This is a genomic window from Xanthomonas sp. NCPPB 3569 (assembly GCF_041475645.2).
In the GTDB taxonomy this organism is placed as follows: domain Bacteria; phylum Pseudomonadota; class Gammaproteobacteria; order Xanthomonadales; family Xanthomonadaceae; genus Xanthomonas; species Xanthomonas phaseoli.
Map to the genome: position 1 here is coordinate 201,515 of NZ_CM192969.1, position 19,266 is coordinate 220,780.

General features: G+C 68.3%; 16 protein-coding genes and 1 pseudogene. 10 read left to right on the top strand and 7 right to left on the bottom strand.

What is annotated here, in order from left to right; genetic code table 11:
- The first annotated feature begins 362 nt into the window (after window positions 1-362).
- Window positions 363-899 (top strand): GNAT family N-acetyltransferase, encoded by a 537-nt coding sequence (locus tag ACCQ03_RS00805; RefSeq protein WP_150147277.1) that lies wholly within the window; start codon window positions 363-365, stop codon window positions 897-899.
- A gap of 51 nt (window positions 900-950) precedes the next feature.
- Complete coding sequence (locus tag ACCQ03_RS00810; protein WP_057679973.1) at window positions 951-1,985, top strand: DUF4272 domain-containing protein; 1,035 nt, start codon at window positions 951-953, stop codon at window positions 1,983-1,985.
- A 106-nt stretch (window positions 1,986-2,091) separates the two neighbouring features.
- Here ACCQ03_RS00810 and ACCQ03_RS00815 read toward each other — a convergent pair whose 3' ends face one another.
- The 4 genes and pseudogenes from ACCQ03_RS00815 to ACCQ03_RS00830 all read right to left on the bottom strand — a co-directional run bounded on the left by ACCQ03_RS00815 (window position 2,092) and on the right by ACCQ03_RS00830 (window position 8,157).
- Complete coding sequence (locus ACCQ03_RS00815; RefSeq protein ID WP_209227449.1) at window positions 2,092-4,791, bottom strand: bpX6 domain-containing protein; 2,700 nt, start codon at window positions 4,789-4,791, stop codon at window positions 2,092-2,094.
- Window positions 4,784-6,629: pseudogene (locus tag ACCQ03_RS00820) on the bottom strand (hypothetical protein). Before ACCQ03_RS00820 ends, ACCQ03_RS00815 begins: the two are co-directional and overlap by 8 nt.
- Entirely contained in the window at window positions 6,626-7,039 is a 414-nt protein-coding gene (locus ACCQ03_RS00825; RefSeq protein WP_039569919.1) for a bpX5 domain-containing protein, read from the bottom strand. Before ACCQ03_RS00825 ends, ACCQ03_RS00820 begins: the two are co-directional and overlap by 4 nt.
- Window positions 7,036-8,157 carry an AAA family ATPase gene (locus ACCQ03_RS00830; protein ID WP_209227450.1) on the bottom strand — a complete coding sequence of 374 codons (1,122 nt, stop codon included), beginning with the start codon at window positions 8,155-8,157 and terminating at the stop codon, window positions 7,036-7,038. Before ACCQ03_RS00830 ends, ACCQ03_RS00825 begins: the two co-directional genes overlap by 4 nt.
- A 142-nt stretch (window positions 8,158-8,299) precedes the next feature.
- On the opposite strand from ACCQ03_RS00830, the gene ACCQ03_RS00835 reads away from it, so the two are divergent.
- The 5 genes from ACCQ03_RS00835 to ACCQ03_RS00855 are packed head-to-tail and all read left to right on the top strand — an operon-like array spanning window position 8,300 to window position 13,377.
- Window positions 8,300-9,211, top strand: a complete 912-nt coding sequence (locus ACCQ03_RS00835; protein WP_057679830.1) for an STM4015 family protein — start codon at window positions 8,300-8,302, stop codon at window positions 9,209-9,211.
- A 19-nt stretch (window positions 9,212-9,230) separates the two neighbouring features.
- Complete coding sequence (locus ACCQ03_RS00840; RefSeq protein ID WP_209227481.1) at window positions 9,231-10,349, top strand: STM4014 family protein; 1,119 nt, start codon at window positions 9,231-9,233, stop codon at window positions 10,347-10,349.
- Window positions 10,342-11,160 carry an STM4013/SEN3800 family hydrolase gene (locus ACCQ03_RS00845; protein WP_209227451.1) on the top strand — a complete coding sequence of 273 codons (819 nt, stop codon included), beginning with the start codon at window positions 10,342-10,344 and terminating at the stop codon, window positions 11,158-11,160. Before ACCQ03_RS00840 ends, ACCQ03_RS00845 begins: the two co-directional genes overlap by 8 nt.
- Complete coding sequence (locus ACCQ03_RS00850; RefSeq protein ID WP_057679828.1) at window positions 11,157-12,518, top strand: STM4012 family radical SAM protein; 1,362 nt, start codon at window positions 11,157-11,159, stop codon at window positions 12,516-12,518. Before ACCQ03_RS00845 ends, ACCQ03_RS00850 begins: the two co-directional genes overlap by 4 nt.
- Window positions 12,519-12,525: 7 nt before the next feature.
- Entirely contained in the window at window positions 12,526-13,377 is an 852-nt protein-coding gene (locus tag ACCQ03_RS00855; protein WP_209227452.1) for an STM4011 family radical SAM protein, read from the top strand.
- A gap of 163 nt (window positions 13,378-13,540) precedes the next feature.
- On the opposite strand, the gene ACCQ03_RS00860 is transcribed toward ACCQ03_RS00855, so the two are convergent.
- Window positions 13,541-14,197 (bottom strand): YceH family protein, encoded by a 657-nt coding sequence (locus ACCQ03_RS00860; protein WP_057679826.1) that lies wholly within the window; start codon window positions 14,195-14,197, stop codon window positions 13,541-13,543.
- Between the two features lie 349 nt (window positions 14,198-14,546).
- Here ACCQ03_RS00860 and ACCQ03_RS00865 point away from each other — a divergent pair, with 349 nt between their 5' ends.
- Together ACCQ03_RS00865 and pyrF are read left to right on the top strand one after the other, a co-directional pair.
- Window positions 14,547-15,512, top strand: a complete 966-nt coding sequence (locus ACCQ03_RS00865) for an HAD family acid phosphatase (protein WP_209227453.1) — start codon at window positions 14,547-14,549, stop codon at window positions 15,510-15,512.
- The gene (gene pyrF / locus ACCQ03_RS00870) at window positions 15,509-16,258 is read left to right on the top strand and encodes an orotidine-5'-phosphate decarboxylase (protein WP_057679824.1); all 750 of its coding nucleotides are present in this window, start codon (window positions 15,509-15,511) and stop codon (window positions 16,256-16,258) included. Before ACCQ03_RS00865 ends, pyrF begins: the two co-directional genes overlap by 4 nt.
- A 41-nt stretch (window positions 16,259-16,299) precedes the next feature.
- On the opposite strand, the gene ACCQ03_RS00875 is transcribed toward pyrF, so the two are convergent.
- On the bottom strand, window positions 16,300-16,500 hold the full coding sequence (locus tag ACCQ03_RS00875; RefSeq protein ID WP_139790920.1) for a hypothetical protein: 201 nt from the start codon (window positions 16,498-16,500) through the stop codon (window positions 16,300-16,302).
- Here ACCQ03_RS00875 and ACCQ03_RS00880 point away from each other — a divergent pair.
- Window positions 16,499-17,095 carry a hypothetical protein gene (locus ACCQ03_RS00880; RefSeq protein WP_150147288.1) on the top strand — a complete coding sequence of 199 codons (597 nt, stop codon included), beginning with the start codon at window positions 16,499-16,501 and terminating at the stop codon, window positions 17,093-17,095. The two genes, ACCQ03_RS00875 and ACCQ03_RS00880, sit on opposite strands and share 2 nt — an antisense overlap.
- 559 nt (window positions 17,096-17,654) lie before the next feature.
- Here ACCQ03_RS00880 and ACCQ03_RS00885 read toward each other — a convergent pair.
- On the bottom strand, window positions 17,655-19,256 hold the full coding sequence (locus ACCQ03_RS00885) for a tryptophan halogenase family protein (protein WP_057679780.1): 1,602 nt from the start codon (window positions 19,254-19,256) through the stop codon (window positions 17,655-17,657).
- Window positions 19,257-19,266: the final 10 nt, after the last annotated feature.

The following is a 19,266-nucleotide window of genomic DNA, read 5'->3' on the forward strand; positions in this document are numbered from 1 at the left end:
AATGACCTGCCATGCGGTGGCAGAAGAAGTACATCAGGGCTCAGCGTTGCAGCTCGACATGCGCACTACGCGCTGAGGCACGCGACCTGCCACAGAAGCGGAGCAGCCTGGTATGCAGGCCCGGCATGATGGCTCGCGCTGTCGTTCGCCGGCCCAAGCCCGAAGCGCCGCCGGCCAACGATGCAAGCCGGCAACGCGCCGATGGCCGCAAGACGCACCGGTGGTGCGTGACGATTGCACCGCCCAACCTGCGTGACATCACCGACCTTGCGCGCCATGCAGCGTGGCCATGCGTGCTGTGGTCAGGCTTGTCAGTGCCATTGCCGCACGGCAGTCTGAGGCTCCCGCCAACGGAGTGCACCGTGACCGTCATCCTCGAAACCGCTCGCGTGCGCTTGCGTCTGCTTGACCCCGAGCGTGATGCAGAGGCGATGCTGGCACTGGTCAACGATCCTGCCTTCATCGCCGGCATCAACGACCGCGGCATCCGCACCCGCGAGCAGGCGCGCGAGCATGTGCGCGAATGGGCGCAGGCCCATCAGCAACAACACGGCTTCGCGCACTGGGCGCTGGAAACGCGCGAGGCAAGCGCCTTCATGGGCACCTTGGGTCTGTTGTGCCGCGAGACCTTGCCGGTGCCGCATATCGGGTTCGCGCTGTTGCCCGCGTATCGCGGCAAGGGCTATGTGACCGAAGCCGGGCGCGCGGTGCTGGAGCATGCACGCCAGCGACTGGGATTGACGCAAGTGTGCGCGATCGTTTCGCCAGGCAATGCGGAGTCGATCCGCGCGCTGGAAGCGCTGGGGCTGCGCTACGACAGCTTGCGGGTGCTGAGTCTCGGCACCGAGGCCGTGGCGTACTACACGATCGACCTCCGCCCCGGTGGCGTGGACAGCTGAGCGGCGCTGCGTCACCCTGCCGGCTGTTTTCCACCGCACAGGGATGCCTGCATGGCACTGTTGGTCAACGCCTATTCCACGCTGCGCGCGCCGCTGTGGCCGGACTTTCTGCCAACCACTGCCGTGCAGCATCGCGACCACGCCGACCCGGAACTGGCCGCGCATCTGCATGGGTTTGTCGGCTACGTGAATCAGGCCGGCGATGGGCAGATGACGCAATCGCGCTATCACCTGATGCGGCATGTGCAGCGGGTGCGCCAGCACTTCAGCTTCGAGGTGGACGATGCGGCATTCGGCGCGCTGGCGCAGTGGGCCGAGCAGGCCAATGCCGTGTGTTTCCTGGCCGATGGCAGCGTGCGCGACCCGCAGGGCCGGGTGCTGATCAGCCAGGGCGAGCCGCTACTGGATGCGCAGGCGCAGCTGCCCTATCCACCGGACGCGCTGGAGCGCCGCGCGCGGCAGCACGACCAGCTGGCAGCGCTGGGCATCCGCGTGCCACCGAGCCTGCCACCGGTGCCGGGGGAGGCCGAGGCCCGCCTGCGGACGCCGGACAGCATTGCCGCGCGCATGCTGGGGTTGTTTGCGGTGGCGCTGCGGGCGGAAATCCTGGCCGCCGGCGATACGCCGCCGTCGCTGACCGACATGGCCGAACGCCTGCCGGGACTGCAGGCCGCCGTGTCACCGCAGGAACAGGCATTTTTCGAACACGCGCAGCCGGATGCGCAGCAACTGGCCAACTTCGGCTGGCGCTACGAAAGCCTGGCGCTGCTGCAATGGGCAGTGGGCATGACCGACACCCTGCCGCTGCCCACCGCTCTATGCGATGTGCCCGGCGTGGCGCAGCGCGCGCTGGAGCGGGCCGAGACTCCCACAGCACCGCCGCCAACGCTGCGCCCGGTGCCGGAGCTGCTGGATGCGCTGGACCGCCACCTGCGCCTGCACTGGGCAGTGCGCCAGGCCGGGCAAACCGGTCAGACGGTCCCCGCCGGCATCGTGCCCGGCGTGGTGTACGAGCGGCATTACGCGCTCAACTGGCTGCTGCACTTCGAAGACGCCGACTGGGACGAGGTGGATACACCGACCTGAGCGTCGCGAGCGCCGCTGCGACCTCGGCGCTGCATGGGGCTTGGCGCAATGCATCCGCCTGGCGTTGCGTCTTCGCGCCTGCCCCAGCGTGTGATTCTCACATGCGCTAGCCGAGGAAGGACATGGCATGGGTCAGCGAGCGATCGGTCTGCAGATCCAGTAAACGGCCGTGCGCGTCGTGGAACAGCAGATGGCCGGACTGCTCGCGCACCTTGACCGCGATGCCCGCAGGCCAGTCCAGCGACGCAACGATGCCGCCGTCCTGGTGGCGCACCACCAGATAGCGCGAGCCATGCGGCCAATGCAGGCCAACCAGGAATCCCGCTTCAAGCGCCACCACGTTTGAGCCATCCGGCGTGCCGGATGCGGCGCTGCGTTCGTGCAAACGGCGCTGACGGGCGCTGCCGGAGTGCTGGTAGTGCAGCCAAATGTCGCCATCGGGATCGGCGCGCACATCCGCTTGCTGCACGCTGCCCAGCCGATGCGCGAGCAGCGGCGTTTGCGGCTCAACGCGCAGGGACTCGCGCGCCTTGAGGCGTCGCGCAGGCAGGCTGTAGGTCCAGTCTTCCAGGTGCTCGCGGGCCTGCACGAGATACACCTCGCAATCGCTGAAGAATCCCGCCGCAATCACCGGGCCGGGCAGGTCACCGACGTGCCACAGCACGCGGTGCAGATCCTTGTCGGTATCGACGACCAGCAGCCGGTTGTCGACCACGATGCTCCAGCCGATTCCGCTGTAGCTGGGCGCGGCGTACTGCAGCGCGATCTGGCCAAGGTCGCGCACCGCATGGGTGATCAAATCCAGCCGATGGACGGTGGACACGCGCTCACGCGGTGCGATTGCCAGGGCGACCTGCCCACTGTCGGCGATGACCACACCGAATGCAGGCGCCGGGTAGCGCCGCAGCAGGCGCCCGTGCGCGTCCACCACCGCCGCACCGGCTTCGCCCAGGGCCAGAAGATAACGGCGACCCGGGAGTGCAGCCACATCGTGGATGGCCGCCAGACCGGCCTGCGGTGCCTGCAGTCGCAGGGTGGTGGCGCCGTCCCATAGTTTGGATTGGCTGGCCGTGACGTGTGGTTTGAAGGCGGGAATATCGGCGCTGAGCAGTGGGTCGTTGGCCAGTTTCAGCAGCGTGGTCAGATCGCCGACCGACAAGCTGTTGCGTGCGAGGGCATGATCGGCGGCAATCGCCGGCAGCAACTGCCGTGTCAGCTGTTGCAGCCAGCGGTTGGGGGACGCATCCACCAGCAGCGCTGCTGCCATTTCGCTGCGCGGTGCCGGATCGGCGGTGGGGTCCGCAAGCGCGGCGATGCGGTCGGCGTACTGTTCCAGCGTGTCTGGCAACAGCTGCGCGCGCTTGACCAGGGCGCGTGCGCGCAGCGTGCTGCCGGCCTGTTCCGCGGCCAACAGCCACTGCGCGGCCCGGTTGCGCGCAGTGTGCAGCGGCCACACCGCGTCCACGGCGGCCAGCCAGTCGCCGGCCTGCACCAGTGCCTGGCCCCATTCCAGCCGCAGCGCGTCGGCCAGCGCGCGCTCGGTGCCGTGCAGCAGCTGGATGGCGGCGGCAAAGGCGCCATCGCGGCGCGCCACCTGCACCGCACGCGCGTGGTCGCCGGACAGCATCAGCAGCCGGATGATCATCGCCGCCGACATGTCCCAGCCCAGCGCCAGCTCCGCGGCCTGTTTGTAGCGAGCGTGCTTGACCAGATAGTCCAGCGCCTCCTGGCGCGCATTGAGCAATTCGGCCAGCACGAACACCGCACGATCGATCTGCCCCTCTCGGTCCAGGCGCGCGAAGGCGCTGCGATAGGTCGCGCGCAGATGCGCCTGCAGCTCTTCGCCCAGGCCGATGCTGGTGCCGGCGCCGCGCGTGCGTGACAGACTCAGGTCGCTGCGCCGCTGGGGCACCCCGAACGCCTGCCCCAACGACTCGCCCACGCCATCGAGCGGCAGCGCGTTGCGCAAGGCTTCGTCCAGATCGCCAGTGTCGAACTGGCGCAGCATCCGGCGCATGTAGGCGCCCTGGTGACGTCCGACCAGGCTGGCCATCCGCGAGGCAACCAGTGCGCGGGCAAGCCGCGTGCGCCACGCCGACACGGATGCTGCGTCCCGGCGTGCCGGCACGGCAGCGTTGTGCCCGGTGGCTGCGGATCCCTGCGATGCCGGTGCGTGCTCGCTGCCCAGGGTGCGCTGAGCGCGCGCCAGCAGGCGTTGCCACAGCGTGTTGTTCTCAACGCCGGGGCGCTGCGTCTTCAGCGCGTGCAGAAACGCATCGCGCTCGGCGCTGGCTGGTGGGACGGCATTGCCCAGCAGTTGCCGCAGCGGTTTGCCGCGCAGCCGGTCCACCTCCAGCGGTGGCTCGCCCGGGCTGCAGTCGTAGGGCATGTGCAGCGGGTAGCCGGACACGTCGATCGCCTCGGATGGATCCAGCGCCACCGCGTGTTGCCACTGCAAGGCGATCACCTGGGCGCCATGGACCAGGCCGATATCGGCGGAGGGTAACTGCGCCGCCTCGGCGGCGGTCAGCGCGCCGGAGAACAGGCCGCCATGCACCTGGCACAGCACCAGGCCGGGCGCCTGCTCGCAAACCAGCGCACGCGGCGCAGCGAAGCACAGCACATCGCCGTCGGCAAAGCGCAGCGCCCGGCTACCGGGTTGCCAGGCGCGTACTAGCCTGGCCAGGCGTTGGTCCGGGCTGAGCCACGCTGCCGAGAACCACAGCGCCGATACCATCTGGCTGCCATGCCACAGCGGGTACCGCACGCTGGCGCCCGCGTTGTCCGTGCGTGCGGAACTACTCATGGCCGGGTTGCTCGGCCTGGCCCTGCACGACCATCAGCGGGGTCAGCCCGCCATCGCCCAGGATCCACGCCTGCCCCTGCAGGGTGACCAGTGCAACCCGCGCGCCATCGCTGGACACCGCCGCGGCGCTGATCTCGCTGGCGGCACGATGCAGTGTCCGCCGGCCGCTGGCCCCGATGGCGAGCAGCGCGCGACGATCGGCGCGCAGTACCAGCAGCAGGCTGTGCTGCGGTGCGTCCGGGTCGCCGATCAGGCCAATCGGTCTGTCGCCGGATGCCACGATCGCCTCGAATTCCTGAAAGCCATCGGCCGGCCCCCCGTGCAGCACCCGGTACGCCAGCGAGCGGTCGCCACCGGCCTGACGGCTTGCCAGTTCCAGGGCAATGGCGCCACGCCATTGACCCTCCTGGGGCAGGCTGCGCAGCAACACGACCGGCGGACGCGACCCCAGCGCCAGCTGCAGGACCAGGTCCTGCTTGCCAGCGCGGTGCAGGCGTAGCAGCCGCAATTCGCCAGCGGCATGAGTGGCGTAGACCGCGTGTTCGGCATCGCTTTGCGCCAACGCCACCACCTGCCCGGCGATCTCGCTGCCTTGCGCAACCCGCTGCCGCCGGTTGGTATCGCGCGTCCACGTCATCAGCCGGCTGTGCTGGTCCCACAACAGGAACCGCTGCGGCATGCCGCCGCTGTTGAGCCACACGCACGGACGCAGCCGCACCTGGCCGGGCGCGGGGCAGATGCTCTGCCCGCCGGCCTCGATGGAGCCGCGCATGCCCTCGAGATTCCAGAACCCGGCCTGCTCCCGTATAGCGACGATGCCGCCCACGTGCCTGTTCTGCGCCGCGAGGCACAGCGGCTGACCGCCCTGCGCCCATTGGTGGTAGCGCGGCGCCACCCGTTTGGCGATGTCGGCGGGCTGCACCTTCACCATCGCGCTGCGGCAGCCGTCTGCCAGCAGCAGCGCGACATGGCTGCCGTCCGGGCTGAACAGCGGCGCATGGCGCAGCGAAAACTTGCCCCTGACCACGTGTGTCGCGGTGTCTGCCTCGGCAGGGCGTTGCATGTCGATGAAATGCCCGCGCAGCAGCTGCCTGGCGGCCATGCTCGCAGGCACCGGCAACAGGCTGCTGCGGGTGCCGTGGCGCGTCTGCAGCATCACCTGCAGATGCGCATCGGCCGCAGGCGCGATGCCGGCCTGGTGGTGGAACGGTGCCGCATGCACCGGCTGCGCGCCGATCCACCAGCACTCGCTGGTGGTGGGCGTCGCGCTTGCCAACTGCGTGGCCCAGGCCAGCGCATGCTGCAGGCCGGTCGCCTCGAACGTGCGGCCCTGCAGCAGCTGTTGCAGCCGGGCGGGGCTGTCGGCGTCGTGCAGGTCGCCGGGCAGATGCGCCAGGCCCCAGACAAAGCGCGCATTGGCGGACTGCGCACGGCGTGCCAGCAGGATCCACAACGCAATCTGCGCCAGACGCGGCGCCCCCCATTGCGCCGGACCGGCATCGAAGATCGCCACCAGACGGGCATCGCGCGCGCGCCTGCATGCGGGGCACCAGGAACAGGTGTTCGGCGTGTGCGGCACGGCGCAGGAATTCCTCCGGCAATGCGTCGGCAAGTGCCCACTCGCTCAGCAGCAGATGCGTGTAGCTGCCGCGTCGGCGCAGGTCGTCGATGCCGTCCGGCTCGGCGTCTCCGTCGGCGCGGCGCAGGCTGTCGCGGCCGAGCAAGGGGTCAAGACGCAGCAGCCAGGTGCCGAGCTGGGAGGCGATTTCCGGGTCGAACCAGTCCAGCCACAGCCGCCAGGCCTGTAGCGGGGCGGGTAGCTGCAGCGCGGCACTCACGCGGCCTCCCAGTGCTGACGGATCTGCGCCACGACCTCGGGACGCGCCGGCAGCAACCGATGCAGTGGCAGCACCAGCGCAGGTGAGCGCAGCAGCAACAACGGCTGCAGCCCGTACTGGCGGCGCAGCGCACGCTCCAGCAGTTCCAGCGCAAGGTCGGGGCGTTCGGCGGTGGGCAACCACAGGCCGGCGGCGTCCGCGCGCGGTGCCACGTATTGCACACCGTTGGCCCAGGGCAGCTGCGTTGCAGGGCCGGTCAGCAGCACGGCGTGCGCCGTGGCGCTAACCAGCAAGCCCGCGCCGTCGGGCACGCGCTCCCATGCCGCCAGCAACGCGCGTGCGGCATCGCCCACGCCGATCACCCCCTGCGGGGCGACCGGCACCGGCTCGTCCTGCCACGACCAGTTCACGCGCCGCTGCCGATCTGCTCGATCAGGCGCGTGCGTTCGTGGGCCAGCTCGGCCGGCAGCGAGGCGGCCGTGAAGTTGGCATCGATCTCGCGCAGCAAGGCTTCGGCCATGGTGCGCAGGGCCGGAGTGTGCGGATCCTGCAGACAGCACTGGGCGGCCTCGACCAGCCGCGCAGTGCGCGAGAGCGGTTGCAGGGCGGCCTGTTCGACGGCCGCGCGCAGGGTGGGATTGGCAGCAGCGGCCAGGGTGCCGCGCAGCAGGTCCTGTGCGCTGGTTTGCTGCTCGCGTGTCGGCAGCACATAGAACAGCGGCCACAGATCGGCCTCGCTGGCCTGGGTGCGTCCGGCCAGCACGCAGGCGGCGGCGATCAGCCGCTGGGTCTTGACCAGGCGGCGGTCCGAGAGCTGCATGCCGGCGCCGCGCAATGTCCGGATCGCCGCGGCCAGCGCCGTGCGTGCGCCATCCATGTCCACCATGCGTGCCTGCGCGCACAACAGGTCCAGGTCGGCCAGCCCGGCGGTGTGTTGCAGCGGTGCGCGCTCGGCCTGCCAGCCGCCGGCGAGCAAGGCCTCCAGCTGGTGATCGGCCACCGGGTCGACGAACAGATGCAGCAGGAAGCGGTCGCTGAAGGCCGCCAGCGCATCGTCTTCCGGCAGCGCGTTGGCCGCGCCCACGCACAGGCGCAACGGGCAGTGCAGGTCGGTCTGGCCACGCCGGAAGCGGCGCTCGTTGAGTAGGCCCAGCAAGGTATTGAGGATGGCGGTGGAACCCAGGAAGACTTCGTCGAGGAAGGCGATCTCCGCCTCCGGCAACATCCCGGTGACATCGATCTGCACGCTGCCCTCGCGCAATTTGCGCAGGTCCACCGGGCCGAACAGCTCGGCCGGTTCGGTGAAGCGACCCAGCAGATATTCGAAATAACGCCCGCCCAGCGCGGCGGCGACGCGGCGCACCACCGCGCTCTTGGCGGTGCCCGGCGGGCCGATGATCAGCAGGTGTTCCTGGGCCACCGCTGCCAGCACGATCAGTTCGGCCAGTTGATCGCGTTCGATCAACCCGCTGGTGGCGGAGTGGACGGTGGCGCGAACACGCGCGGCGGCATCAGACGGGGCTTGCATGCGGTCGATCCTTCGAGAGAACGCGCGACCGGCCGCTGCGCGGACGATCGGTGGTGGGCAATGGAACGGGCAGCCCCGCTTAACGAGGCTGCCATGGATGTGCGGGTATCCTGCCCGCTCACCGAGCCAGGGAGGCAATGCAATGACGATTGGTCAGTATTCGGAATTCTATCGTGGCAAGCGGGTGGTGGACTTCAGCGTCGATCAGCCGGCCAGCGGCGGCGATGTGGTGTACCGGCTGCGGCAGGAGTACGAAGGCGAGGACACCCAGGCGGCGCTGCTCGACAGCCTGCTGGCGCAGGTCGATCCGGCCAGCATCCAGGCGTTGATCATCGGCTCGTGGCGCGAATCGCATGATGAAGGCCCCAGCGGCTATCTGCAGCGCTTGATCGAACGCCGTGACGAATTGCCTGCGCTGCGCGCGCTGTTCGTCGGCGACATGACCTACGAAGACTGCGAGATCTCCTGGATCATCCAGACCGACTACACGCCTCTGCTGGCCGCGTTTCCGGCGCTGCAGTCGCTGCGCGTGCGCGGCTCCTCGCAATTGAAGCTGACGCCGTTTGCGCATGCGCAGCTGCAGGAACTGGCGATCGAATGCGGCGGTCTGCCATCGGCGATCGTGCAGGCGATCGCCGCCTCCACGCTGCCGGCCCTGCAGCGCCTGGAGCTGTGGCTGGGCGTGGAGGATTACGGCTTCGATGGCGACCTGGGCACCTACCAGCGGTTGCTGGCGGCGATCGGCCCCGAACGGCTGCGCTATCTGGGCCTGCGCAACGCCGCCAACACTGATGAACTGGCCAGCTGGCTGGCGACCCAGCCATGGCTCGGTGGCCTGGAGACCTTGGACCTGTCGCTGGGCACCATTGGTGATGCCGGTGCGCGCGCGCTGGTCGAAAGCACCCAACTGGGCCAGCTGCAGCGGATCGATCTGAGCCATCACTACATTTCTGCCGACTGGCAGGCCCGGCTGGCAGCGCTGCCGGTGACGGTGATCCTGGAGGATCCCGAAGAGGAAGACGAGGACGAGCGCTACGTCGCCGTCTCCGAATGAGGTGAGCGTGCCTTGGGTCGTGGTGGGGCCACAGGACAGCCGCAGGATCGCGGCCCTGCAGCAGGCATTGCAGGCGCAGGGACATCCTGCGGCGGCGGTGTTCGACTATCTGCAGCTGCTGCAGACGCCAGCGCCGCTGCAGGACTGGCTGGCACGCCACCCGGCCGCGCGGGTCAAGCTCGAATCGCCCGGGGAGGCGCCTGAGGTGCATCAGGCGCTGGTGCTGCGCGGCTGGCGTCGGCTGGGAGCGCAGGGCGCGGCGCCGGCACCGCTGGCGCATGGCGAGCTGGCCCATCAGCAGCTGTGGTACGCCGGGTTTGCGGACCTGCTCGCGTCGCTGCCGGCCGCGCAGTATCTGAACCCGCCGGCCGGCCTGCTGGCGATGACGGACAAACTCGCCTGCCAGCAGCGCCTGGCTGCCGCAGGCGTGGCTGTGCCTACGCTGCTGGGCAGCGTGAGCAGCTATGCCGAGATGCGCGCTTGCCTGCAGGCCAGCGGCTGCAGCCAGGCGTTTCTCAAGCCGCGCTATGGATCGTCCGGCGCCGGCGTGCTGGCGTATCGCTGGCACCGCGACGGGCGTGAGATCGCCAGCGGCTCGGCCGAGCTGGTCGTGGAGCAGGGCCGCGTGCGGGTGTTCAATGCGTTGCGCCAGCGCCACTACACCCAACGCACCGAGATTGCGCCGCTGGTGGATGCGATCGCCGCGCAGGGCGCTTATCTGGAGCGGTGGATTCCCAAGCCGCGCGCGCCCGGCTTGCCGGGCCATCACTACGACCTGCGGGTCGTCGCGCTGGATGGCGTGGCGCGGCAACGCGTGGCACGCGCCAGCCGCGGCGCGCTGACCAATCTGCATCTGGGCAATACGCGTCTGCCAGCGCAGGCGTGGCAGGGCGCGGACGTGGACGCGCTGGTGTCGGCCACGGTGGCGCAGGCCGCGCGCGTGTTTGCCGACTGCCGCATGATCGGCTTCGACCTGATCCAGCGCGACGGGCGCTGCCACGTGCTGGAAGCCAATGGGTTCGGTGACCTGCTGCCGGAGCTGCGCTGGCAGGGGCGAACGACCTACGAAGATCAGGCGGCACTCGGCACGGTTGCTACCCATGCCGATGCCGGCGACGGGAGACGACGGCATGGCTGAGCAATTGCCGGACATGCACGCCATCGTCGGTGCGCGCGATATCGTGTTCATCACCCTGGATACGCTGCGCTACGACGCCGCGCAGCGCTGCTTTGCGCGCGGCGAACTGCCGGTGCTGGCGCCGTATCTGCCGGCCGATGGCTGGGAACGGCGGCATACCCCGGGCAGCTTCACCTACGCCGCCCACATGGCCTTCTTCGCCGGCTTCCTGCCCACGCCTGCCCGCCAGGGCCCGCATCCGCGCCTGTTCGCGCTGGCCTTCGATGGCAGCGAGACCATCGTGGCGCAGACCCAGGTGTTTGCCGACAGCGGCGACATCGTCGATGGCCTGGCGCGCTGCGGTTACCACACGCTGTGCATCGGCGGCACCGGATTTTTCAACAAGCGCAACGCACTCGGTCGGCAGCTGCCCGGCCTGTTCCAGGAGAGCCACTGGACGCCGGACTTCGGCGTGACCGCGATCGACTCCACCGAGCATCAAGTGGCATTGGCCTGCGCGCGCCTGGGCGACCCGGCGTTGCGCGACACGCGCTGCTTCCTGTTCGTCAACGTCTCGGCCCTGCACCAGCCCAACCGGCACTATGTCCCCGGTGCGGCCAGCGACGATTTCGAAAGCCATTGCGCCGCGCTGCGCTATGTCGATGCGGCATTGGCGCCGTTGTTTGCGGCGCTGCGCGCGCGCGGCGGTGCGTTTGCCATTATCTGTTCCGATCACGGCACCGCCTACGGCGAGGATGGTTACCATGGCCATCGTCTGGCCCACGAGGTGGTGATGACCGTGCCTTATGCCCATTTCCTGGTCACCCCATGAGCTTGCCGTCGTTGGCCGATCTGCTGCGCTTGCCGCCGTATCAGGCGTATTCGTATTCGTACCCGCATAAAACCAGTTATCGGCCGTTGCAGCCGGCGGTGCCGTTGTCGCAGGTGTGGGCCGACGAGCGCCGGCAGGCGCTGTTCCTGTATCTGCACATCCCGTTCTGTTCCTATCGTTGCGGGTTCTGCAACCTGTTCGCGCTGGCACGGCCAGCGCCGGCGCAGGTGGAGGCCTACCTGGCGCAGATGGAACGGCAACTGCAGGCCACCGTGCAGGCGCTGGGCGCGCACCGTTTCGTGCGCTTTGCGATGGGCGGGGGCACGCCGAGCTATCTGGACGCGGCGCAATTGCGGCGCGTGTTCGACATGGTGGCGCGCCACGCGACGATCGCGCTGGATACCATCCCGGCCGGGATCGAGGTCTCGCCGGAAACCGTCGATGCCGAGAAGCTGCAGGTGTTGCGGCAGGCCGGGATCGACCGCGTCAGCATGGGCATCCAGAGTTTCAGTGCCGCCGAGGTGAGCGCGCTGGTGCGGCCGCAGCAGCGCGAGACGGTGGAACGTGCGATCGACATCATTCGCGCGCAGGGCATTACCACGCTGAACCTGGATCTGATCTACGGCATCGCCGGGCAGACCGTGGAAAGCTTCCTGGCCTCCATCGACAGCGCGCTCCAGCATGCGCCCGAGGAGCTGTATCTGTATCCGTTGTACGTGCGGCCGATGACCGGGTTGGGCCGGATCGAGGCCAAGGCCGGCGGGCGACGCAGCTTCGTGCTGCAGCCCGAACCACTGGACGAACGCCTGGCGTTGTACCGGGCCGGGCGCGACCGGCTGCTGGCAGCCGGCTACACCCAGATTTCGATGCGCATGTTCCGCGCCCCGCATGCACCCGATGGCGACGCGCCTGTGTACTGCTGCCAGAGCGATGGCATGGTCGGCATCGGCTGCGGTGCGCGCTCGTATACCGCCGGGCTGCATTACTCCAGCGAATACGGGGTGAGCCGGCGCTCGGTGGCGGATATACTCGAACACTATCTGCAGCGCGACCCGGCCAGCTTTGCACGCGCCGACTACGGCATTGCGCTGGACGCCGACGATGCGCGGCGGCGGCATGCGATCCAGTCGCTGCTGGTGGTGCCAGGGCTGGATCGCGATGACTTCCGCCAGCGTTTCGGCATGGACTGCCTGGATGCCTTGCCGCAGCTGCAGGAGTTGCTGGCGCTGGGGCTGGCGCAGTGGCAGGGCAGCCTGCTGTCGCTCACCGCCGCCGGCATGGAGCGCGCCGATACCATTGGCCCGTGGCTGACCTCGGCGCCGATCGTCGAGCGCATGCAGCAGTACCAGGTCGGGTAGGCGGCCGATGCATCTGTCGTTGCTCTATCGCGGCCGGCTCAGCAGCTGCAATTACAGCTGCGATTACTGCCCGTTCGCCAAGACCTACGACAGCGCCGCCGCACTGCGTCGCGACGCGCAGGAGTTGGCGCGGTTCGTCGCCTGGGCGCAGGCGCAGACGCGGCCGTTGTCGATCCTGTTCACGCCCTGGGGCGAAGGCCTGGTGCGGCGGCATTACCGCGAGGCGATGGTGCAGCTGAGCCAGCTGCCGCAGCTGCGCCGCGTGGCGATCCAGACCAATCTGTGCGTGGGCCTGCGCTGGCTCGACGCGGCCAATCTCGACCGCCTGGCATTATGGTGCACCTACCACCCCAGCCAGGTGACGCGCGCGGCCTTCCTGCAACGCTGTCAGGCGTTGCGCGAACGCGGCGTGCGGCACAGCGTGGGCATGGTGGCCGCGCACGCGCACATGGACGAGATCGAGGCGCTACGCGCAGCTTTGCCCGACACCACGCCGATGTGGCTCAACGCTTTCGATCCGCGGCCGCCCGACTACTACACGCCCGAGCAGGTGCAGCGTTTGAGCCGGATCGATCCGCACTTCGGCTACAACCTCATTCCGCCACCCAGCTTCGGTGCGCCCTGCCTGACCGGTGAATCGGTGCTGTCGGTGGATGGCGACGGCACCGTGCGGCGCTGTCATTTCGTCGATGCGCCGCTGGGCAATCTGTACGACGGCAGTTTCGCGGCGCAGTTGCGTACCCGCAGCTGCCCCAACACGCGGTGCGACTGCTTCATCGGCTACGCGCATCGGCCTGACCTGCCGTTCCAGGCCGACTACGCGGGCGGCGTGCTGGAACGGGTGCCGGCGACGGCGTGATCCGGCCAGTACCGACCGCCGGGGCACCCCGACATGGCTCACAGCCTGGCAGGCGGTGAGCCAAGGACCTGCGCACAGTCACCGCAGTACGCGCGTGGTCGGTGCTGCAGCAGGCATCGGTCGCGCGCGGTTGGCGGCTGCGCGGGCCGCTCGCTCCTCTCGCTTACTCGCCCACGCGGGCGCGCAGTTCGCTGACTTGCTCGCGCAGTTCCTGCAGCTGCTCTTCCAGGCTCTGCACCCGCGCTTCCAGGGCAGCGGTGTCGGCGCCGCGCGGCGCGCTCTCGCGCGTTGCAGCTGCGGCCTGCAGCGCGTCGAGATCCAGCGCGCCGCTGAGCAGATGCATGTAACGATCTTCGCGCTGGCCGCTGGCACGCGGCAATTGCACCGCCAGGTCACGCTGGATCAGCCGCTCCAGGTGATGGCGCACATCGTCGGCATCGTTGAAGCGCGCCAGCCGCTCGCTGCGTGCGTACAGCTCGCCCAACGTCTGCGGCCCGCGCAGCAGTAGCAGTCCGATCAACGCCACCTGCTGGCGGGTCAGGTCCAGCACGCTGCTCAGCTTGTGCTCGTAACGTTCGGCGCGCGAGGAAAACTGCTGGCGCACCAGTCCCAGCGTTTCCAGCTGGCGCAACGCGTGATGCACCACGCCGGTTTGCAGACTCAGCACCGGCTCGCGCGCGGTCTTCTGGTTGGCGGCTACCTGCGCGGCGTTGACGGTGAGCGGGTAGGCGTCCGGGGTGGTGGCCTCTTTTTCGATCAGGCAGCCAAGCACGCGGGCCTGGGCGGTATCGAGCACGGGGATGGACGATGTCTCTGTCATGCGGCAGCTCCTGGGCAATCAGCAGGGAAGGATATGCCGATCCCGTGCCTGGCGGTCTGCGCGTCGTTGGCCGTGCAACGCCGCGCTCGGGCCGTGTGGTGATGGTGCTGCGGCCATCCCCCGCTGCGTGTGTCCCGGCGTCATCGACCAGCGTGTTGCTGGCCGGAGGGCGCCAGGTCCGCGTGCCCCGCAGCGGGCGAGCCAACCGTGCAGGCAATGGAGCGATGTCGCATGCCGCAAGCCCCGCAACGCGCCAGGTCGGCCGGCGCGCGCGTCGGCGGCGAAAACGAGCAGGGCAGCACCACGCGAACCCGCTAAAATCGCGGGCTTCATTGCCGCTCCTGCTCTGGTGGATGCCATGCGCCCCTCGCTTTACGCACCGTTATCCCTGCTCGCCTGCACCGCGCTGGCCTTGAGCGCCTGCAAGCCCGGCCAAGAGGAGACGGGCCAGCGTGCGCAAGCCGCTGCCGTGTCCGCCAACGCGGCAGCCAGTGCCACTTCGGCGAAACAGGCCTCCCCGGCCGCTGCTGCAGCCATCCCGGCCGGCGACGAAAACCTCAACGCGGTGCTGTGGATGCAGCGCTCGGAGGAATACCGCGCCGTGGCCGAGCAGACCTACCGCGCCGCTGCCGACAAGCTGGATGCCGCGCTCAAGCAGCCCAACTGGGACGCGCTGGTGCCGGAAGAGCGCGGCAACGCCGCCACCGGCCTGAAGCCGGCGGTGGTGCTGGACGTGGACGAGACCGTGCTGGACAACTCGCCCTATCAGGCGCGCCTGCTGCGCGATGGCAAGGAATACGACGAGCTGAGCTGGGACCAGTGGGTGGCCGAGAAGAAGGCCACCGCCATCCCCGACGTGGTGGATTTCGCCAAGGCCGCCAACGCCCGCGGCATCACCCTGATCTACATTTCCAACCGCGCGGTGCACCTGAAGGACGCCACCTTGGCCAATCTGCGCAGCGTGGGCCTGCCGGTGGCCGACGACAGCGTCTTTCTCGGCCTGGGCACGGTGGTGCCCGGCTGCGAGCAGAACGGCAGCGAAAAGAACTGCCGCCGCCAGCTGGCCGGACAGAAGTACCGCGTGCTGATGCAGTTCGGCGACCAGTTGGGCGACTTCGTGCAGGTCACCGCCAACACCGGCCAGGCGCGTGGCGCGTTGTTGCAGCAGTACCACGACTGGTTCGGCGAACGCTGGTGGATGCTGCCCAACCCCAGCTACGGCGGCTGGGAGCCGGCGCAGTTCAATAACGACTATGCGCAGCCCTGGCAAAAGCGCCACGACGCCAAGCGCGCTGCGCTGGAGGTGGCCCGATGAGCCGCGCGCGCTTGCCGCTGGCCGCGCATGAGCGGCTGATCTTCGCGCTGGATGTGCCCAGCCACGACGAGGCGATCGCCTGGGTGGACCGGCTCGGCGATTCGGTGTCCTTCTACAAGATCGGCATGGAGTTGCTGGCATCGGGCGAGTACTTCCACGTGCTCGATGCGCTGGCCAAGCGCGACAAGCGCGTGTTCGTGGACCTCAAGTTCTTCGACATTCCCGCCACCGTGGCCGGCACGATTCGCCGCCTGGCGCAGTGGCCGGTGAGCTATTGCACCGTGCACGGCTGGCACGCCGGCATGCTGCAGGCGGCCGCCGACGCCAACCATGGCGACATGCGCCTGCTGGCGGTCACCGTGCTGACGTCGATGGGCCGCCCAGACCTGGCGGCAATGGGCATCGACCGCGAACCGGTGGACGTGGTGGTGGAGCGCGCGCTGGCCGCACAGGCCGCCGGGATCGATGGCGTGATCGCTTCCGGCCAGGAAGCCGGCCCGATCCGCCGTGCCACCGGTCCGGACTTTTCGATCGTGTGCCCGGGTATCCGCCCCGGCGGCCCGGTCGGCGACGACCAGCAGCGCACCGTGGGCGTGGCCCAGGCCTTTACCGACGGCGCCGACGCGATCGTCGTTGGCCGCCCGATCCGCCTGGCAAGCGACCCGGCAGCGGCGGCGAACGCCATCCAGGACGAGATCCGCGCGGCGGTGACGCAGCACCGGGACCGAGTTGAGCCGCTTGGTTGAACCCCTCGTCACGGCGTGGCGGCTGATGGTGGGGGAATCACCTACAGCGGGTAGGAGACGATCTGCTGTTGCAACGCAGGTGAAATCGCGAAGCTGGAATGGCGGGCGACCTTGGCGGTGACCATCTCCTGCAAGCGTTCAGACGCGGTGTCTCTGCACAACGTCGACCAGGAACGGTATTGAGCGGCGTTTCTTTCGTCGCTCACTGTCAGCACGGGCACCGATTTTGCATACTGCGTCATGCGGGTTTTGTTGCGTCGAGTGAGTACTGTCGTCGGTGTGTGCATCACGCTCGGTGCCTGTTCTCTGGTGGCCAATGTTCCAGAGTTGTTCCGCTACGACGAGCCGACCGATGGCGCGATAACGCGCCTGCGGATCGTCGGTGACGATGGCAACACGGTGATCTATCCAGGCACGACCTGCGACCAAACTAATGTTCCCGGCTTCGGTCGGGCAGCGCGCGCACTGGTACTTGGCGGCCAGGATTTGGGCATGCCGCGACTGAGCGATACGCCCAAGCATCCACTGGAACTGGCGGTGCGCGCGGGTCAGCCCATGGTCGTGGGCTTCAAGGCAGGCGCTGTCACCAATCCACCATGTCCCAAGGCGCCTCCGGGCTATCGTGCGATATGTTCGCCACCGCCCGGCCATGGCCCGACGTGTGTGAGCACGCGGACCTTCGTCCCGGAATCAGGCGTCGACTATGAGGCGCATCTGGACTTCGGCTCCGGGCGCTGCCGTCTGGACGTCTATGCGTTGACCAAGGACGCACGCGGTGCGGTTGAGCGTCACGCCATTGATGCGCCGCCGCCCAGCTGTCCGTCGTCGAAAGAATGACTGCTTGGCAAACAGTGTGCGTCCGGCGTTTGCTGGCGTGCCCAATCAAGCGTCCGTCAGTGCGTCACAGACCAATGCCAGCGCAGCGGGATGAGACCCCATCCGCCTGAGCCGCTTCGGTCAACGAGCCAACTACCATATCTTCCAAAATCAATAAGTTGCATCCGCTTACTTAAAGCATTGCTTTAACGTGAAAGTCTCGTTAACATGCCGGCGTCCGATGTCAGTCGGAAGCTGTGCCACTCATTGTCCACCGGGCTTGTCCCGGTTTTCGAAGGGATCGGGCCTTATGCCCGATCCTTTTTTTTGCACGGCGTTTGCGCGCCGCCAATGGCCGCTTTCTCGATGAGTGCGTGGCATCGGCACGCAGCGGGCCCGTGCGGCTTGCCGTGGCGCCCGCCAAGCCGGCTCCGCATCGCCGACAACCAGCGCCTCTCATCGGATGTTCTGAGAACAGCGGCGAGGGCAGGTGGAACATTATCGGCAGTCCACCGAGCGCACGCGGTGCCCGGGACTGAAGGTGCCGACTTCAGATGCCGGTGGCCCGACCGCCGGCCCGTTACGGCACTGCCGCTGCCTTGCAATAGCGGTCGATGAAGTGCTGGTGGCTCGGCATCACATCCACGCAGTGCGAAATGGTCTGCGCCACGCTGGCCAGGAAGCCTTCGGCGTCGCGGTCGGGCACCTGGTCCACCAAGGGGTGATACCCCTGCGGCAGGATGCCCTGGCCCACCAATACCTGCACCCAGCTGATCTCGGCGAACATTTCTTCGGCATTGCGATAGAAGCGCCCGCTGTCGCGGAACAGGTCCAGCGTGGCCTGCAACTCGGGGGTGATCGGCATCTGGCGGCAGTGCCGCCAGAACGCGCTGTCGTCGCGTTCGGTGGCGTGGTAGTGCAGCAGCAGAAAATCGCGGATGCGGTCGAACTCGAACGCCAGCCGGTCGTTGTAGCGCTGCACCAGCACCGGGCTGATGCCCTCGCGCGGAAACAGCTCCAGCAACTTGGAAATGCCGGACTGGATCAGATGGATGCTGGTCGATTCCAATGGCTCCAGAAATCCGCTGGCCAGGCCCAGCGCGACGACATTGCGGTTCCAGCACTGCTTGCGCCGGCCGGTGGTTAAGCGCAGCGGGCGCGGGTCGGCCAGCGGCTTGCCATCCAGATTGGCCAGCAGCGTGGCGGCGGCTTCGTCGTCGCTGATATGCGCGCTGCAATACACATAGCCGTTGCCGGTGCGGTGTTGCAGCGGAATGCGCCACTGCCAGCCGGCTGCGTGCGCGGTGGAGCGCGTGTACGGCGTGGGCGGGCCCACCTTTTCGCAGGGCACTGCCAGCGCGCGATCGCACGGCAGCCAATGGGTGAAGTCGTGGTAGCCGGTGTGCAGCGCTTGCTCGATCAGCAGCCCACCGAAGCCGGAGCAATCGATGAACAAGTCGCCATGCACCGTCTGCCCGGACGCCAGCTGCAGCGACTGCACATGGCCGCTTTCCGGATGCAGTTGCACCTGCTCGACCAGCCCTTCGATGCGGGTGACGCCGCGCTGCTGCGAATACCGGCGCAGAAAGTGCGCGTACTGGGTGGCATCGAAGTGGTAGGCGTAGGCGATGTTGGCCAGTGGCGAATTGGCCGGCACATCGCCGGCCGAGGTCATGAACTTGCCGCGCGCAGCCGCCACGGTATTGAGCGTGTACGCACCCAGCGGTTGCGCTTTGCCGCGCGCGTGTTGCTTGATCCAGTATTGGTGAAACGGCAATAGCCCCAGCGGGTGCCCGATCTGGCTGCCGAAGCCATGCATGTACGTACTGCCGGGGCGTTGCCAGTCGACGAACTCGATACCGAGCTTGAAGCTGCCCTGGGTCTGGCGCACGAACTCGGCCTCATCGATGCCGAGCAGGTTATTGAAGGCCTTGATATGCGGCACGGTCGCTTCGCCCACACCGACGGTGCCCAGCTGTTCGGACTCGATCAGCTGCACCTTGAAGGTGGGTCCGAGCACGCGCGCAAACGCGGCGGCCGCCATCCAGCCGGCGGTACCGCCGCCGACAATGACGATGTTGCGAAGTGGAGCGGGAATCATGCCGATGCATTCCTGAGCAAGAACAGCGGACGAATACGCGAACGGGGCCAGTTGGCCCCGTTCGACAGGCCACATGCCCATCCCGGCGCAT

Excerpts from the sequence above, each read along its gene's own strand:
- ACCQ03_RS00810 (WP_057679973.1), top strand. The coding sequence starts at position 951 with ATGGCACTGTTGGTCAACGCCTATTCCACGCTGCGCGCGCCGCTGTGG.
- ACCQ03_RS00815 (WP_209227449.1), bottom strand. The coding sequence starts at position 4,791 with ATGAGTAGTTCCGCACGCACGGACAACGCGGGCGCCAGCGTGCGGTAC.
- ACCQ03_RS00830 (WP_209227450.1), bottom strand. The coding sequence starts at position 8,157 with ATGCAAGCCCCGTCTGATGCCGCCGCGCGTGTTCGCGCCACCGTCCAC.
- ACCQ03_RS00835 (WP_057679830.1), top strand. The coding sequence starts at position 8,300 with ATGACGATTGGTCAGTATTCGGAATTCTATCGTGGCAAGCGGGTGGTG.
- ACCQ03_RS00845 (WP_209227451.1), top strand. The coding sequence starts at position 10,342 with ATGGCTGAGCAATTGCCGGACATGCACGCCATCGTCGGTGCGCGCGAT.
- ACCQ03_RS00850 (WP_057679828.1), top strand. The coding sequence starts at position 11,157 with ATGAGCTTGCCGTCGTTGGCCGATCTGCTGCGCTTGCCGCCGTATCAG.
- ACCQ03_RS00855 (WP_209227452.1), top strand. The coding sequence starts at position 12,526 with ATGCATCTGTCGTTGCTCTATCGCGGCCGGCTCAGCAGCTGCAATTAC.
- ACCQ03_RS00860 (WP_057679826.1), bottom strand. The coding sequence starts at position 14,197 with ATGACAGAGACATCGTCCATCCCCGTGCTCGATACCGCCCAGGCCCGC.
- pyrF (WP_057679824.1), top strand. The coding sequence starts at position 15,509 with ATGAGCCGCGCGCGCTTGCCGCTGGCCGCGCATGAGCGGCTGATCTTC.
- ACCQ03_RS00880 (WP_150147288.1), top strand. The coding sequence starts at position 16,499 with ATGCGGGTTTTGTTGCGTCGAGTGAGTACTGTCGTCGGTGTGTGCATC.
- ACCQ03_RS00875 (WP_139790920.1), bottom strand. The coding sequence starts at position 16,500 with ATGACGCAGTATGCAAAATCGGTGCCCGTGCTGACAGTGAGCGACGAA.
- ACCQ03_RS00885 (WP_057679780.1), bottom strand. The coding sequence starts at position 19,256 with ATGGGCATGTGGCCTGTCGAACGGGGCCAACTGGCCCCGTTCGCGTAT.